The sequence below is a fragment of the Candidatus Baltobacteraceae bacterium genome (assembly GCA_036559195.1).
In the GTDB taxonomy this organism is placed as follows: domain Bacteria; phylum Vulcanimicrobiota; class Vulcanimicrobiia; order Vulcanimicrobiales; family Vulcanimicrobiaceae; genus JALYTZ01.
Map to the genome: position 1 here is coordinate 1 of DATBTN010000075.1, position 15,731 is coordinate 15,731.

Here is a 15,731-nt window from a genome sequence, read left to right on the forward strand (position 1 = left end):
TTGACGACCTCGACCGCGATCGCATCCACGGCGAATCGCGGTTGACGCGCGAAGAGCAGGTCGCCGCCGTCGGCCACGATCGCGGCCGATGCCGGGGGCGTAACGACGAGCCCGTGTTCGCCCGTCGCGCCGCTGGGATGAACGACGTCGTACACTTCAAATGAGAGCCACGGATTGCGATAGACCTCGCGACGGCCGCTGCGCTCGTAGTCCTTCATGGGGACACACTTGAGGGGGACGAGGCGGCGCTTCCTGCGAACCGGGCTCGAATGTCCTTGGCCTCCAAACTCTTCGCAACCACCAACATCGAGAAACTCCGCGCGATTGCCGACCAGCGGATTCTCCGCCGGGCGCTCACCGCCAAGGACCTCGTCGCCATCGGCCTCGGGACCATGATCGGCGGCGGTATCTTCACCACCATCGGGCCGGGGATCAAACTCGCCGGACCCGCCATCATCATCTCGTATCTGCTCGCGGGCATCGCGTCGTTTTTTGCGGCACTCTGTTATGCGGAACTGGGTGCGATGGTGCCGATCGCGGGATCGGCGTACACCTACGCCTATGCGACGCTCGGACAGCTCGTTGCCTGGATCATCGGGTTCAGTCTGCTCTTCGAGTACGGCGTCAGCGCCGCGCCGGTCGCCCAACAATTCTCGGGCGCGATCCAGAGCGCGCTCCAAGGCTTCGGCGTGGCGCTTCCAACCTGGGCGCAGACCTCGCATCTGGTGGTTCACGGACCGTGGTGGAATCCGATGGGCTGGGATCTTCTCCACTCGCAGTACGATATCGTCGGCGCCGTCTTCGTGATCTTACTCTCGCTGCTGCTCTCGATCGGCATCCGCGAAACGGCGACCACGAACAACGTCTTCGTCGTGTTGAAGATCGGCGCGCTCATCGTCTTCGTCGCCTTTGGGATCACGATCTTTCACCCGCAAAACCTGCACCCGTTCATCACGCAAGGGTGGGGCAAACTCACCCCATTTTCGGGCGGCAACGGAGTCGGCATCATTCCCGGCGCCGCACTCGTCTTTTTTAGCTACATCGGATTCGATACGGCCACGACGACGGCCGAGGAATGCAAGAATCCCAAACGCGACGTGCCGATGGGCGTGATCGGTGCGCTGCTCATCGGCACGGTCATCTACTGCGCCGTCGCCATCGTGCTCGTAGGCGACGTGCCGTGGAAGCAGGTCGATCAGAACGCCGCGCTCCAAGCGGCGATCGCCCCGCTGCACAACTGGTTTGCAAATTGGGCGATCACGCTGGGCGTCATCGCCGGCACCACGAGCGTCGCGCTCTCCTCGCTGCTCGGTCAGACGCGCATTTTTTACGTGATGGCGCGCGACCGCATGCTGCCGCCGTTCGTGGCGAAGATCCATCCGCGTTTCAAGACGCCGATGCTCATGACGATGATTACGGGGGTAGGCGTGGCACTACTAACGCTGATCGTTCCGCTTACGGTGCTGCTCGATCTGGTCAACATCGGCACGCTCATGGCCTTTATGGTCGTCTGCGCGGGGGTGATCTATCTGCGCCGCACGCGGCCGGACTTGCCGCGCTCGTTTCGGTCGCCGTTCGTTCCGTGGTTTCCGCTCTTGGGAATTCTCTTCTCCGGCTTTTTAGCGGTCTTCGGCTTGACGTCGCTCACCTGGATCCGCTTCATCATCTCACTGGCGATCGGTTTGATCATCTACTTCGCCTATGGGTTCCGAAAGTCGAATCCCGAGGAGATCGAACCGGTGATCGAACCGGAGGGCCTCGAGTTTACGTGATCGCGCTCTGGCGAAGCTAGGGCGCGCCCGGCTGCGCGCCGGCTTCGATGACGCCGGGCGTTTGAACGTCGATGCGCGCCGTTCGCTTGTCGTAGCGCACGCGAACGCCGAACGCGCGAGCCAGCGACTTGATGTTGACCATCACGCGGCCGCGAACGCGAAAGGGCGTATGCTTGAGGGTCATCGGCATGCCGTTGAGCGTCGCGTGCGTGTCGCCGACACGTAATTTGAGCGTTTGGTCGCCCCGCACGACGTCGATTTGGCCGGTCTTTTCGTCGTAGTGCGTTACGGCGCCAAGGGCATCGCCAAGCGGCCGAAGCGCAACGTACACGCGGTCCGAGACCGTCGAAACGGGAGGAACGTCGCTGAGCAAGCGCTGACCGTCGACGCGCACCTCGACGGGGCGCGAGAACGCGAGCGTCATCGAGACCGCGAGCGCGATCACCGCGGTGATCGCCATCGTCATCCCGCGTTCCATTAGCTTGGAGCTAACTCGTGTGCGTAGCTGGGATACTTTTCACGAATCACCTTTTCGATCTCTAACCGCAGGGCGCCCAGGAGTTCGGTCTCCGGGAACGTGCCGACCAACTCGCCGGCCCGATAGATCGCGCCCTTGCCCTTCCCTCCGGCAACGCCGACATCGGCCATCTTGGATTCACCGGGACCGTTGACCACGCAGCCCATGACGGCGACTTTGACCGGTGCCGTGTACTCCTTGGCAATCGCTTCGACGCTGCGGCCCAATTCGAGCACGCTGATCTCGGCCCGGCCGCACGACGGGCAGGCCGTGATCTCGAAGCCCTTCTCGCGCAGACCCAGCGACTTGAGGATTCCCCAGCAGACCGGAACCTCTTCGACCGGGTCGGCGGCCAACGAAACGCGGATCGTGTCGCCGATGCCCTCGAAGAGCAAAATTCCCAGACCGATCGACGATTTGACCGTTCCGTCGCGCAGCATTCCCGCCTCGGTGATGCCCAGATGCAAGGCGTAGGGCGTGTTGCGTTCGCGCAGGCGCCGATCCATCAGGCGGTACGCGCCGACCGTGGTGATGACGTCGTGCGCTTTGAGCGAGATGACGATGTCGGTGTGGCCGAGATCTTCGAGCTGAACCACGTGGCGCAGCGCCGACTCGACCATCGCTTCGGGGCTCAAGCCCAGCGTCTTCTCCAAGTCCGGTGCGAGCGAACCCATATTCACGCCGATGCGGATGGGGATGCCGCGAGCTTTGGCGGCTTCGACAACTTCGCGCGTCTTGTTGACGTCGCGAATATTGCCCGGGTTCAAGCGCAGTTTGGCGACGCCCGCCTCGATGGCCGCTAACGCCATGCGATGATCGAAGTGGATGTCGGCGACGATCGGAACGGGCGAGCGGCTAACGATTGCGGGCAGCCCGGCGGCGTCGGGCGCGTCTTTGACGGTGACGCGAACGACTTCGCAGCCTTCCATTGCGAGCGCGTAGATTTGCTCGAGCGTCTTGTCGGCATCGGCGGTATCGGTGGTGGTCATCGATTGCACGACGACGGGATGATCGCCGCCGATCCACACGCTTTTGGCATCCGGTTTTCCGGTTTTATTTTGGAGAAAGACCGGTTTACTCGCTCGACGGAGGCGGATCACTTAAAAGATTCCCTTACCTTGGACGATGTTGGCGATGTCGCGAAACGTCACGATCGCGATGAACGCGAGCAACGCCGCAAAGCCCGCGATGTGAACCATCGCTTCGCGCTCGGGATCCACCGGTTTGCCGCGAAAGAGTTCGGCGATGATGAAAGCTCCGCGCCCGCCGTCGAGCGCGGGAATCGGCAAGAGGTTAAAGAGACCGAGCGCAAACGAAATCGTCGCGGCGAAGCCCAGGTACATTCCCCAGCCGAAGTCTTGAATGGTCGTTGCGGCCTGCCCGATGCCGACGATGCTGTGCACGCCGCCCGCGTAGCGTTGCGGATGGCTCACGAGCATCACGAGCCCGCCGATCGTCTGCGTGGCGATGTTATCGAACTCGATAAAACTGTCGCGCACCGCCTCGGTAAACCCGACGCGGCTGTACGCGCCAATGGGCGTGAACCCGATGCAGCCTTGACCGGGGGGATTGGGTTTCGGACAGACAGCCGGCGTAACGTTCACGGTCTTGACGACGCCGTTGCGCTGGTAGCCGATCGCGATCGGCTTGCCGAGCGAACCGTGAATGACTTTAACGAGTTCGTCGCCCCCGGTCACGGGTTTCCCGTCGAGCGTCACGATGCGATCGCCGACGTGTAAGCCGGCTTTCTGCGCGGGCAACCCGGCGATCATCGGACCCACGACGGCTTGCTCTTTGTTGCCCTGAACGCCGAATGCGAGCGCCGCCACGAGCAGAATCAGAAAGCAGAGGATGAAGTTCGCGACCGGCCCGGCCACGACGATGGCCAAACGCTGCCAGGGGCTCTTGGCTTGAAAGTTATCGGATTCGTGCGTACCGGACTGGCGGAACTCGCGCTGCTGCTCGGACTGCGCGGTCTTGCCGTCCTCGCCTTGCATCGCACAATAGCCGCCGATCGGCAGCGCGCGTAACGAGTACATCGTGCCGCTTCGTTTGCTCGTCCAGCCGAAGATTTTGGGGCCCATTCCCATCGCGAACTCGTTGACGCGCACGCCGTTGAGGCGCGCGACGATAAAGTGTCCGTACTCGTGCAACACGATGAGGACCGAGAGAACGATCAGAAAGATCACGATTTTTTCGATCTCGACCAGATCGATGAGTCCGAGGAGCATCTATACCTCTATCCGTTGGCTCAGTTCGCCGACGATCGCACGGGCGCACTCGCGCGCCGCCTGGTCGGCCTGCCGAACCGCTGTTAATGATACGTCGGCGCGGGGGGTCTGCTGTATAACGTTTCCGATAACGGCCGGGATGGCCACGAATGGTATCCTACCCTCTACAAACGCCGCCACCGCGATTTCGTTTGCTGCCGAGAGCACGGCCGGCACCGTTCCGCCCGCCGCCAGCGCTTCGTAGGCCAGCCGCAAACACGGAAACCGCTCGAAATCCGGCCGTTCGAATTCATACCGAAGCACCCCCTCGCCCCCCCGCCCCCCAAGAGCCTCCAAAACCCCATCAGCAGAACCGGCCTCTCCGAGCATGGGAGCCAGGCGTTCCGGATACGCAAGCGCGTAGCCGATCGGCAGGCGCATATCCGGGGCGCTGAGTTGTGCTTTGACGCTGCCGTCGGTGAAGACGACCATTCCGTGGGCGATCGATTGAGGATGGACGAGCACCGCGATCCGGTCGCCGTCGAGGCCGAAGAGGCGGCTGGCTTCGATCACTTCCAAGCCCTTGTTCATCATGGTGGCCGAGTCGATCGTATTCTTGACGCCCATCTGCCAAGTTGGGTGCGCGAGCGCTTGCTCGAGAGTCGCCCGCTCGATCTCGCGCTGCGTCTTCCGCCAGAACGGACCGCCCGAGGCCGTGAGCACGATCGTGCGAACCGCAGACGGGTGCTCGCCGACGAGCAGCTGGAAGATCGCCGAATGTTCGCTATCGACCGGCACGATACGCGACCCGCTGCGGGTTGCCGACTCCACCAACAGCTCGCCTGCCGCCACGATCAGCTCTTTGTTCGCAACGGCGATATCGATGCCGCGTTCGACCGCGGCAAAGACCGCATCGAACGCCACGAAGCCGTCGGTTGCGGCGAGGACGATCTCGGCCCGGCTCTCGACGGCAACGCGCATGAGTCCCGCGGGTCCGTCTTCGGCACTCGCGATAACGCCCACGCCGAATCGAGCGGCTTGGGCGCGCAATGCTTCGACGCGCTTTCCGGCGGCGAGTCCGACGATCTCAAAACGCTCGGGATGTCGGGCCGCGACGTCGAGCGCCTGCGTACCGATCGAGCCGGTAGAACCGAGGATGGCGACGCGTTTGCGAGACACGCTACTGTACTTGTAAGAAGCCGAGCAGATGCAGCGTCCCGAAGAACGCCATACCGCCGAACAAATACGAATCGAACCGGTCCAACACGCCACCGTGCCCCGCAATCGCCGTTCCCGTATCTTTGACGCCGGCGTCGCGCTTGAGCGCCGACTCGACCAAATCGCCGGCCTGCGCCGCAAGCGACGTCAGCGCGCCGAGGACCGCACCCTGCCACCAGTGCATGTGCAAGAATGGAGAGGCGCCGAGAGCGGCGCCCAAGAGCGTCACGATGAAGAGTGCGCCGAGCGATCCTTCGAGCGTCTTGCGCGGCGACGTCGGGGTCAACTTCGTGCGGCCGATCATGGAACCAACGACCATCGCCATGATGTCGGTCATGGCGATGAGCACGATCACGAAGACCGTCCACGAAAGACCCGTTACCGGCACTTGACGGATGAAGACGAAATAGGTGAGCAGCTTGCCGATGTAGAGCACGGCGAGCAGCGTGTAGGCGGTGCGCGCGAAGTAGCCCTTCTCTTCGCCGTAGATGCCGAGCCAAAACGTCGCGATGACGATCGCCGCCAGCAGCGCGCCTTCCCATTTGTGGATGAGGCCAAAGACCGAGAGCGCGATATAGGCGATAACGCCGATCACCGCGACCGGATATTCCAGCGGTTGTCCCTTGATATCGCAGAGGTTCGAGAGCTCGTACAGGCTCGCGACGCCGATGGCGAGGATGAGCAGATAGAACGCCCACGGATAGACGACCGCAGCGAGGCCGATGACGGCGAGCAGCACGCCCATGACGATCCTACGAAGGGTTATCGGACGCGCCTGCGCGCTGGGCGCCGCGGTCATGCTCCCCCGAAACGTCGCTGCCGTTTTTGATACTCGATCAGCGCTCGTACGAACTCATCCTTACCAAAGTCCGGCCAGAAGACGTCGCTCATGATGAGCTCCGTGTAGGCGACCTGGTAGAGCAGAAAGTTCGAGAGCCGATGCTCGCCGCCTGGTCGAATCAAAATATCGGGATCGGGCAGTTCGGCCGTATAGAGATAGGACGCGATCCGTTCGTCGTCGATCGACCCCGGATCGAGCCGGCCGGCGGCCACGTCCCGGGCGATCGCCTCGATCGCTCGGCGCAGCTCGTCGCGCGCGCTGTAGTTGATCGCGAGATTGAGCAGCAGCCCCGTGTTGGAAGCCGTGCGCTCCATCAACCCATCGAGCGCCTCGCGCGAGGCTCGCGGCAGCGCGGCGTAATCGCCGATCACGTTGACGCGAACGTTATTGTGCTGCAGTTCGGCAAGCTCGTTGCGTGCGAAGAACACGCAGAGATCGAGCAAGAGCGAAATCTCGGTTGAATCGCGCCGCCAGTTTTCGGTCGAGAAACCGTAAACCGTCACGATCGGTATGCCGAGGTCGCTCGCCGCCCGCGTCACGTGACGCAGCGCGACGATGCCGCGACGGTGGCCTTCGGCCGCCGGCAGGCCGCGCGCTTTGGCCCAACGTCGATTGCCGTCCATGATGATCGCCACGTGCTTGGGCAGCCGCTCGCGATCGAGCGCCGGCGGGCCGGCGACTGGTTTCGCGACGCTCACGAGCCCGACTCGGGCCGGTTCAACGGCGTATACGATTCGTAGCCGCAGGCGAGTTCGATTCGCTCGGGTTCGAGCGGCGCGCCGGGCACGACGCGAACGCGCAACACGCGCAGCGTCCCGACGCCGGCGTACGAACCCACCGGCGCGAGGACGGAAAATACGAGCGCGCGCCCGCTTAGCGCGCGGCGCGCGTCCGTCTCCGGCATCAAAACGAGATCCGCGTGTGAGATCGCCGTCTAGACCTCCATGATCTCTTTTTCTTTGGATGCGACCAGCGAATCGATCTCTTTAACGTAGCGATCGGTCAATTTTTGCAGCTGGTCCTGCATGCGCTTGTTATCGTCTTCGGTAATCGAATGATCTTTGAGCTGCACTTTGAGATCGTCGTGCGCCTTGTGGCGAACGTTCCGAACCGCAATCTTGCCGTCTTCGCCCTTCTTCTTGATGAGCTTGGCGAGCTCGCGGCGACGCTCTTCATTGAGGGACGGCACGCTCAAGCGAATCGTGCTGCCGTCGACGTTCGGATTGAGCCCGAGATCGCTCTTCTCGATCGCCTTGCGAATGTCGCCGACCGTGCTGCGGTCGAAGGCTTGAATCAGCAGCGAACGCGCGTCGGGCGCGCTGATGGTGGCGACTTGTTTGAGCGGGACGGCCGAGCCGTACGCCTCAACGTGCAAGCGATCGAGCAGCGCGGGCGTCGCGCGCCCCGTGCGGATCGACGCGAATTCCGAGCGAGTCGCTTCAATCGCCTTGGTCATCTTGGTCTCGGTGTCTTTAAAAAACGTATCCGACATCGCGTCCTAACTCCAGCTTACAGCGTTTGCGGAACTCTGCTCGCGTCTTTACCCACGAACGTTCCGATGTTCTCGCCCCAAATCACGCGGCGAATATTGCCGGGCTCGGCCATATCGAAGACGACGATCGGGAGATTGTTGTCCATGCACAGCGTGAGTGCGGTGTTATCCATCACTTCCAAACCGCGCTGTAGCACCTCGAGATAGTCGAGCCGGTCGAAGCGCGTCGCCGTCGGGTCTTTCTTCGGATCGGCCGAATAAATGCCGTCCACTTTCGTCGCCTTGAGAATCGCTTGCGCGTTGACTTCGACCGCGCGCAGCGCGGCGGTCGTGTCGGTGGTGAAGTACGGATTGCCGGTACCCGCCGCGAAGATCACGACGCGGCCTTTTTCGAGATGACGGATCGCTCGCCGCCGAATGTACGGCTCGGCAATCTGATGCATCGCGATGGCGGTTTGCACGCGCGACGGCACGCCCATACGCTCGAGCGCGTCCTGCAAGGCGAGCGCGTTGATGACCGTCGCGAGCATGCCCATATAATCCGCGGTCGCGCGGTCCATGCCGGCTTCCTCGTGGACCTTGCCGCGCCAGATGTTCCCGCCGCCGACCACGACGGCCACCGAGACGCCCGCGCGGCTGACTTCCGCGATCTGGTGAGCCATCGCGCGCGTCGTGTTCACGTCGACGCCGGTCTCCGTCCCGGAGAACGCTTCGCCGGAGATCTTCAGAAGAACGCGGGCGTATTTCGGCTGCGTGGCTTGCAAGTGGTTATTGGTCTCCCAGAGCGTACTTGGTGAAACGGCGAACGACGATCTTTTCGCCGAGCACGCCGACGACGCCGTTGATCAAATCGCCGATGCTCATGCTGTCGTCCTTGACGAACGGCTGATCGAGCAGACAGTGCTCCTCGTACCACTTATTGAGCTTGCCTTCGACGATCTTGGTCGCGACTTCGGGCGGCTTGCCGGGCGGAACGTTTTGCGCGAATTCTGCGCGCGCGTGCGCCACGGTCTCGGCGGGAACGCCCTCGCGGTCGATGTACTTGGGCGACATCGCCGCGATGTGCATTGCGATGTCGCGGCTGAGCTCGCCGAACTTCGGGTTGCGCGCGACGAAATCGGTTTCGCTGTTGATCTCGACCAACACGCCGATCTTGCCGCCGGCGTGAATGTACGATGCGACCATCCCTTCGTTTGCCGAACGCTCGGCCTTCTTCTGGGCCTGCGTGGCGCCGCGCTCTTGCAGCACGGTCTTGGCCTTCTCGAAGTCGCCCTCGGTATCGAGCAGCGCCTTGCGGCAGTCCATCATCGGCGCGCTGGTCGCGTCGCGCAGTTTTTTTACTTCTTCGGCTTTGGGTGAATATGCCACGGTCGACACGTTATCTCCAGTATGTTCGGTAGGTCGCAAAAGAGAGGCCGTTCGAGCCTCTCCTTCGCGACGATGCTTCTCGTTCTTGCCGCTTAGCCGGCGGCGGCTTCGGCCTCGGCGAGGGTCGGGACCACTTCGGGTTCGGCGTAGGCGCTGTAATCGACGTTCTCTTCGTCGCCGCCGTGCGCGCTCTCGTTCTCGGTCTTGCCCTCGATGATCGCGTCGGCGATCTTGCTGACCATCAGCCTGACGGCGCGAATCGCGTCGTCGTTGCCCGGGATCGGATAGTCGATCTCGTCGGGGTCGCAGTTGGTATCGATAACCGCGATGATCGGAATCTTGAGCTTGCGAGCTTCCAGAACCGCGATGCGCTCTTTCTTCGGGTCCACGATGAAGATCGCGTCGGGCAGGCGGTGCATGTCTTTAATGCCCCCCAAGAAGCGCTCGAGCTTGCCCATCTCCTCGGAGAGCTTGGCAACTTCTTTCTTGGGAAGGCGGTCGAAATCGCCTTGCTGCTTCATTCCCTCGAGCTCCCGCAGGCGCGATATGCGCTTCTGGATCGTCGAGAAGTTGGTCAGCGTGCCGCCCAGCCAGCGTTGGTTAATGAAGTAGGTGCCGGCGCGCTCGGACTCTTCGCGAACGACGTCCTGCGCTTGCTTCTTGGTGCCGACGAAGAGAATGACTTTGCCCTGGCGCGACATCTGCTTGACCGCTTCGTAGGTCTCGCGCAGCTTTTGGACCGTGAGGGCCAAATCGATGATGTAGATGCCGTTACGCTCTTGGAAGATGTACGGCTTCATCTTGGGGTTCCAACGGCGCGTCTGGTGGCCGAAATGGACGCCCGCTTCGAGCAGGGCGCGCATGGAAATGACTGACATCCGTCAGGGTCCTTTCTGGTCCCCGGGCCGGCCGCCGTCCTGGCACCAACCGCTAGTGAAGACCATAAACGCCCCCCATCCGTGCGGGGCGTAGTGAGTGACAACCGGGGAATTATAGCACGCCGGGAGGGTGCGGTCTAGCGCGAATGGCGCGATGGGGTTCCTCCGGCATCTCGATTGTTTCGCGTCCGCCACCGAGCGTGCGCCTGCTCGCCTCTTTTTACGTGGCGACGGCAAAGTAGTCCAAAAGCCCGTTCCGGCCGGACTCCTTAATGACCGGTTTAGCCGAACTGCCGCCGGCCACGCAATTCGGCGGGACGTCGCTATCCAAAACGACCGTCCCGATGGAGATCCGGGCGCCATCGCCGATTCGGCAATCACCGATCACCGACGAGCCGGGGTACAGAATCACGCCCTCGCCGAAATGCGGCATCTTGCCTCGCTGAGTCCCCACCGTCACGTTCTGCGTCGCAACGAAGTAGTCGCCGTAGGTGGCCTTGCCGAGCATCGATCCAACCGTATGGATCAAGAGCATACGATCCGGGAGTTTGGTCGAATACGTGACGACGATCCCGTTACGCGCCTTATTGAGCAGCATAAACTTTGCGGCGAGGGTTTCGTCTTCAAATTCCGCGTAGGCCGTGTTTGAGGCGTAATACCAGAACACCGCCGATTGATCGCCGTGCAGATGATTGAAATACACGTCGTTCCCCCGTTTGTAGCCGGGAAGCACGACGTTCGCGAAACAGTATTCGATTCGTTCGAGAACGCGATCGACGAGCGGCCGAACGTCGTGGACGGCGCCGTCGGGAAATTCCCGCTCCACTAACGAGCCCACGTATCCGTACAGCGTCGAAAGCTCACAGCTCAGCAACACGGCTCGATTACCCGGGCCGGTATTTTAGAAATTTTGCGGGCGAACCGACGTTGATGGAGTAGGCCTCGCATTCGCCGCGCACGAGCGAATTCGCGCCGACGATACAGCCGCGGCGCAAGATCGTTCCGTCGAGAATGACGCAATTGGAGCCGATCCACACGTCGTCCTCGATAACGATTCCACCCTTGCTAGGCTTGAAGCGTTGCCGATTGATCGGCACGTCTCGGCGTTCGTATTCGTGATTTGTCGGAGCGAACGTGCAGTTCGCCGCAATCAGCACGTTCGTCCCGATCTTCAGACCGTTTCCCGAATAGATCACGACTCCGGAGTTTAGGTGCGAGTTCTCGCCGATCTCGACATCCCCCAGTCCCCCCGTGAATTTTATTTTCACAAACGAATCGATCATAACGCCCGCGCCGACGATTAATTTCGAGCCTTTAACCGAATCCTCCAAGTCGGCCAGCTTCGAAATGCTCGCCGACGGCGAAATGAGGTGCACGCGTCCTACGCGCTTACTGCCGCCGGCCGGGCCGCGAAGTAGGCCGCGACCGTCGACGCTATCTGCTCGAGATCGCTTTGCTCCATCATCGAGTGGAGCGGGAGCGAGAGTATCTCGTTGCCGACGCGATCGGTCACGCTCAGGTCACCGCGACGGCACTGGCTAAAGAGTGTAAACCAATGCCCCGGCTGCCAATGAATCCCGGTATCGATATCGCGCTCTTTAAGGTACGCGCGGAGCCCGTCGCGTTCGGCGGCCGGTACGCGGATGTAGTACAGGAACGGCGTGATGCCCTCGAACGTCGTCTTCGGCACGCGCACGCCAGGAATCCCTGAAAAACGCTCGTTATAGAATAGCGACGCCGCGCGGCGGCTTCGGGAGATCGCGTCGATCTTGGAGAGTTGAGCGAGACCGATCCTGGCGTGCAAATTGGCCATGTGGTAGCGGAATCCCAGATGCTTGACGTCGTACGTCCACGCGCGCTGGTTTTGGTACATCACCTCAGCGGGTTGCCCCATGCCGACGAGGCGCATCTCCCGCAAGCGCTGAAAATCGGCCTTATCGCGCACGACGAGCGCGCCTCCATCGATACACGTGACCGTTTTGACCGGATCGAAACTGAACATGGTCATATCCGAGAAGCTGCCGACCTTGCGGCCCTTATATTCCGAGCCCAGCGAATGTGCCGCATCGTGAATGATTCGCAGCCCGTGCTTCTCCGCGATCTGCGCGACGCGATCGTGATCGCACAGGACGCAATCGTAGTCCATAACGATGATCGCCTTCGTCTTGGGGGTGATGAGCGCTTCCGCCTTATCGAGGTCGATGCAGAGCGTCGCATCGTCGATATCGCAAAATACGGGCTGCGCGCCTACGGCGAGAATCGCTTGGAAATCGGCGATGTTGTTGAACGAGGGCGTGATCACTTCGTCGCCGGGCCCGATGTTCGCGAGCATCAGCGCCAGATGGAGTGCCGCGTGGCCCGTGCTCACGGCGCAAACGTAGCGATCGCCCGCGCCAATATACGCTTTGAGAGCATCTTCGAACTCTCCGACGTAGCTGCCCATCCCGAGCCAGCCCATCTCCAGCGCCTCGGTGGCGGCGTTTATTTCGTCCGCGGTAATCAATGGTTTGAAAACTGGAATCATCACGTTACGTCCCTCTCGTATCGAGCGCCTCAAAGCTCGGTAGTGCGCGATCTCGTTCGGAAATTAAGGAAATCTGTAGCGGCCAGGCGATTCCGAGCCGTTGGTCGTCGAAGCGTATGCCCTTAGCTGCATCGGCGCGGTATGGGGAAGACATGAGGTAGTGAAGCTCGCAGCGGTCCTCGAGCGTTTGATACCCGTGGGCTACTCCCGGCGGAACGTACAAGAGTTCGGGGGAACTCTCGGAGAGTTCGAATGCCTCCCAAAGCCCAAAGGTCGAGGCGTTTCTCCTCGCATCTACCAACACGTCGTACACGCGGCCGCGCGTGCAGCGAATCACCTTCGTTTCACCGTGCGGCGCAGTCTGAAAATGCAGGCCCCGCATCGTTCCGCGAGTGGTGTTTATGGCGATGCTTTGTTCGGGGAAGGCGATGGCTAGGCCGGCTCGCTCGAACTCGGCCGCGTCGAAGACGCGTACGAACGCGCCTCGCTCGTCCGGTTTGGAGTCCAGGGCTACCCGAAATACCCCCTCCAGCGTGGTACGAGCGAACTTCATTCGTGAATCCGCAGCGACGGTATTGCGGTTACGAATCGGCCTCCCCAGTTGCGTATCGCCCCCATCTGCTCCATCACTTCGGCGCGCAGGTTCCAGGGTAAGATCACGACGTAGTGCGGACGGGTCTCGAAAATTTTCTGCGGCTCGTAGATTGGTATCCGGCAGCCCGGCAAATACCGGCCTTGTTTGTGCGGGCTTCGATCGACCGTATAGGCGAGGGCGTCGCCGCGCACGCCGCAGTAATTCAACAGCGTATTTCCTTTGGCCGGGGCACCGTATCCGACGACGGTTTCGCCACGGCTCTGGCACGTCAACAGAAACGAGAGGAACTCGCGCTTTACTCTGACGACCTCTTGCGTGAAGCGCCGGTAGGTCGCGAGATCGTGTAATCCCGCCGATCGTTCTAATTCCCGAATGCGTTCCACGTTCGCGTTCGCTCCGCGGCCGCGGTGCGCCGCCCAGACGCGCAGCGACCCTCCGTGCGTCGGCAATTGCTCGATATCCACGACGCTCAGTCCGTGCAGCCCGAGTATGGGCTCGAGCGCCAGCAAAGAGATATAGCTAAAATGTTCGTGATAGATCGTATCGAACTGCGTCTCCTCAATCAATCGGAGGAGATGCGGAAACTCGATCGACATCTCGCCGTGCTCGGCCAGCATGATCGCGGCGCCCCCGAGAAAGTCGTGAATATCCGGGACGTGTGCGATGACGTTGTTGGCGACCATGAGGTCTGCGCGTCCGTGTTCGGCAACTAGCCTCCGCGCCGTATCGATCCCGAAAAACGCCGTTTCCGTGCGAACCCCGCGGCCACGACCGATTTCGGCCACGTTCGCCGCCGGCTCGACGCCGAGGACGGGCACGCCGCGCTCGACGAAATACTGCAGAAGATACCCGTCGTTGCTCGCTAACTCGACGACCAAACTCTCCGCTCCGAGTTGGAGGCGCCGCGCGCTATCATCGACGTATCGACGCGCGTGTTCCAGCCAGCTCTCGGAGTATGAAGAAAAATACGCGTAGTCGCTGAAAATCGCTTCGCGCGACTCGAAGACGCCCAACTGTACGAGATAGCAGTGCGAGCACACGAACGCGTGTAACGGAAAGTGACGCTCGGACTCGTCGAGCCGTTCCGGCGCGATATAGGCGTTCGAAAGCGGCGAAGCACCGAGATCGACGAACGTATCGTGCAGTTCGTGACCGCAGCCGCGACACGACAACGTCTTCACGCCAGCGCCTCGTAGCGTTCGATTTGGTCGAGACATAGCGCGCGTGGATCGGCGCCCTCGAAAGCGCTTCGGTACCAGTCCATCGTCCACTCGGAGGTCTTTTCAAAAGATAACCGCGAGCGTACGTTCAGCTCGTTCGCAGCCGCCGCCGCATCGAGCGTCAAAAGGGTATGCTCCCGAAACGCCGTTCCTGTTTCGCGCAACCACACCGCGTCCGTCGCCCACGCCGACAATAAGCGATCGCTCAACTCACCAACGGTGTGCGCGCGGTCGTCGACGGGTCCGAAATTCCAGGCTCGAGACGCACTCGCACCCTCCACGAGCGCTTGGGCCAAGCGCAGATAGCCGTGCAACGGATCGAGCACGTGCTGCCAAGGGCGCACCGCATCGGGATAGCGCAACGTCAGCGTCGAACCGCTTTCGAGGGCTCGAACGATGTCGGGCACGAGCCGGTCTTGCGCTCGATCCCCGCCGCCGATAACGTTTCCGGCGCGAGCCGTGGCCAGCCGCACGCCCATCTCCCGAAAATACGATTCGCGATACGATGCGACGACGAGTTCGGCGCACGCTTTGCTAGCGCTGTACGGGTCCGTGCCGCCGAGCCGGTCGTCTTCGCGATAGGGTTTGCCGGAGCCGTCGTTCGCATACACTTTGTCCGACGTAACCACGACGATCGCATCGATGCCGGCGACCCCGCGTGCCACGTCCAGGACGTTCACCGTACCTAAGACGTTACTCGAAAACGTTCCCGCCGGATCCAGGTACGACGCGCGAACGAGTGCTTGCGCGGCGAGATGCAGCACGACGTGCGGGCGGCTTTCCCGCATCGTTCGGTCCAGACGATCGCGGTCGCGCACATCGCCGAAAACCGACCGGCACGACGATTCGACGTCGGCTAGATCGAAGAGACTCGGCTCGCCGGCGACCGGGGCCAGCGCATAACCGGTAACGTCCGCGCCGAGCCGCTGCAGCCATAGCGCCAGCCACGCGCCCTTAAAGCCCGTGTGCCCCGTCAAAAAGACGCGCTTCCCGCTCCAAAAATTCGAGTTTAACGTCATTTGCAACAACACGCCATGCCGTCGCCCCAAGGCGATCTACAGCCCAAGCCTTTCCTCACGTAGCGGACAATGATTCT

Annotated in this window: 19 protein-coding genes; 1 reads left to right on the forward strand and 18 read right to left on the reverse strand. The window is 61.8% G+C overall.

Features of this window, described 5'->3' with window-relative positions:
• On the reverse strand, positions 1–218 hold a 218-nt coding region (locus VIG32_12120), incomplete at its 3' end, for a hypothetical protein (GenBank protein HEY8298753.1).
• 51 nt (positions 219–269) lie between these two features.
• Between VIG32_12120 and VIG32_12125 the strand changes: the two genes are divergently transcribed.
• Entirely contained in the window at positions 270–1,772 is a 1,503-nt protein-coding gene (locus VIG32_12125; protein ID HEY8298754.1) for an amino acid permease, read from the forward strand.
• Between the two features lie 16 nt (positions 1,773–1,788).
• On the opposite strand, the gene VIG32_12130 is transcribed toward VIG32_12125, so the two are convergent.
• The 17 genes from VIG32_12130 to rfbG all read right to left on the reverse strand — a co-directional run bounded on the left by VIG32_12130 (position 1,789) and on the right by rfbG (position 15,654).
• Positions 1,789–2,250: a copper amine oxidase N-terminal domain-containing protein gene (locus VIG32_12130; protein ID HEY8298755.1), complete on the reverse strand. Its 462-nt coding sequence runs from the start codon at positions 2,248–2,250 to the stop codon at positions 1,789–1,791.
• Positions 2,250–3,389 (reverse strand): flavodoxin-dependent (E)-4-hydroxy-3-methylbut-2-enyl-diphosphate synthase, encoded by a 1,140-nt coding sequence (ispG, locus tag VIG32_12135; protein HEY8298756.1) that lies wholly within the window; start codon positions 3,387–3,389, stop codon positions 2,250–2,252. The genes VIG32_12130 and ispG overlap by 1 nt, the downstream gene beginning before the upstream one ends.
• On the reverse strand, positions 3,390–4,520 hold the full coding sequence (locus VIG32_12140) for a M50 family metallopeptidase (protein ID HEY8298757.1): 1,131 nt from the start codon (positions 4,518–4,520) through the stop codon (positions 3,390–3,392). It lies immediately after the preceding gene.
• Positions 4,521–5,678, reverse strand: coding sequence for a 1-deoxy-D-xylulose-5-phosphate reductoisomerase (gene dxr, locus VIG32_12145; GenBank protein HEY8298758.1), 1,158 nt, complete (start codon positions 5,676–5,678; stop codon positions 4,521–4,523).
• 1 nt (position 5,679) lies between these two features.
• Positions 5,680–6,516, reverse strand: a complete 837-nt coding sequence (locus tag VIG32_12150; GenBank protein ID HEY8298759.1) for a phosphatidate cytidylyltransferase — start codon at positions 6,514–6,516, stop codon at positions 5,680–5,682.
• Positions 6,513–7,256, reverse strand: coding sequence for an isoprenyl transferase (locus tag VIG32_12155; protein ID HEY8298760.1), 744 nt, complete (start codon positions 7,254–7,256; stop codon positions 6,513–6,515). The genes VIG32_12150 and VIG32_12155 overlap by 4 nt, the downstream gene beginning before the upstream one ends.
• Entirely contained in the window at positions 7,253–7,462 is a 210-nt protein-coding gene (locus VIG32_12160; protein HEY8298761.1) for a hypothetical protein, read from the reverse strand. The genes VIG32_12155 and VIG32_12160 overlap by 4 nt, the downstream gene beginning before the upstream one ends.
• Before the next feature lie 30 nt (positions 7,463–7,492).
• Complete coding sequence (gene frr, locus VIG32_12165) at positions 7,493–8,050, reverse strand: ribosome recycling factor (GenBank protein ID HEY8298762.1); 558 nt, start codon at positions 8,048–8,050, stop codon at positions 7,493–7,495.
• A gap of 17 nt (positions 8,051–8,067) precedes the next feature.
• A complete protein-coding gene (pyrH, locus tag VIG32_12170) occupies positions 8,068–8,814 on the reverse strand; it encodes a UMP kinase (GenBank protein HEY8298763.1) in 747 nt (248 codons plus the stop codon).
• 4 nt (positions 8,815–8,818) lie between these two features.
• A complete protein-coding gene (tsf, locus tag VIG32_12175; GenBank protein HEY8298764.1) occupies positions 8,819–9,427 on the reverse strand; it encodes a translation elongation factor Ts in 609 nt (202 codons plus the stop codon).
• Positions 9,428–9,510: 83 nt separating this feature from the next.
• Positions 9,511–10,296 carry a 30S ribosomal protein S2 gene (gene rpsB / locus VIG32_12180; protein HEY8298765.1) on the reverse strand — a complete coding sequence of 262 codons (786 nt, stop codon included), beginning with the start codon at positions 10,294–10,296 and terminating at the stop codon, positions 9,511–9,513.
• A gap of 220 nt (positions 10,297–10,516) precedes the next feature.
• Positions 10,517–11,173, reverse strand: coding sequence for a hypothetical protein (locus tag VIG32_12185; GenBank protein HEY8298766.1), 657 nt, complete (start codon positions 11,171–11,173; stop codon positions 10,517–10,519).
• A 7-nt stretch (positions 11,174–11,180) separates the two neighbouring features.
• Positions 11,181–11,672: a DapH/DapD/GlmU-related protein gene (locus VIG32_12190; protein HEY8298767.1), complete on the reverse strand. Its 492-nt coding sequence runs from the start codon at positions 11,670–11,672 to the stop codon at positions 11,181–11,183.
• Positions 11,673–11,677: 5 nt separating this feature from the next.
• Complete coding sequence (locus tag VIG32_12195) at positions 11,678–12,820, reverse strand: DegT/DnrJ/EryC1/StrS family aminotransferase (GenBank protein HEY8298768.1); 1,143 nt, start codon at positions 12,818–12,820, stop codon at positions 11,678–11,680.
• A gap of 4 nt (positions 12,821–12,824) precedes the next feature.
• Positions 12,825–13,373 carry a dTDP-4-dehydrorhamnose 3,5-epimerase family protein gene (locus VIG32_12200; GenBank protein HEY8298769.1) on the reverse strand — a complete coding sequence of 183 codons (549 nt, stop codon included), beginning with the start codon at positions 13,371–13,373 and terminating at the stop codon, positions 12,825–12,827.
• Complete coding sequence (locus VIG32_12205) at positions 13,370–14,596, reverse strand: class I SAM-dependent methyltransferase (protein ID HEY8298770.1); 1,227 nt, start codon at positions 14,594–14,596, stop codon at positions 13,370–13,372. The genes VIG32_12200 and VIG32_12205 overlap by 4 nt, the downstream gene beginning before the upstream one ends.
• The gene (rfbG, locus tag VIG32_12210) at positions 14,593–15,654 is read right to left on the reverse strand and encodes a CDP-glucose 4,6-dehydratase (GenBank protein HEY8298771.1); all 1,062 of its coding nucleotides are present in this window, start codon (positions 15,652–15,654) and stop codon (positions 14,593–14,595) included. Before rfbG ends, VIG32_12205 begins: the two co-directional genes overlap by 4 nt.
• Positions 15,655–15,731 lie beyond the last annotated feature (77 nt).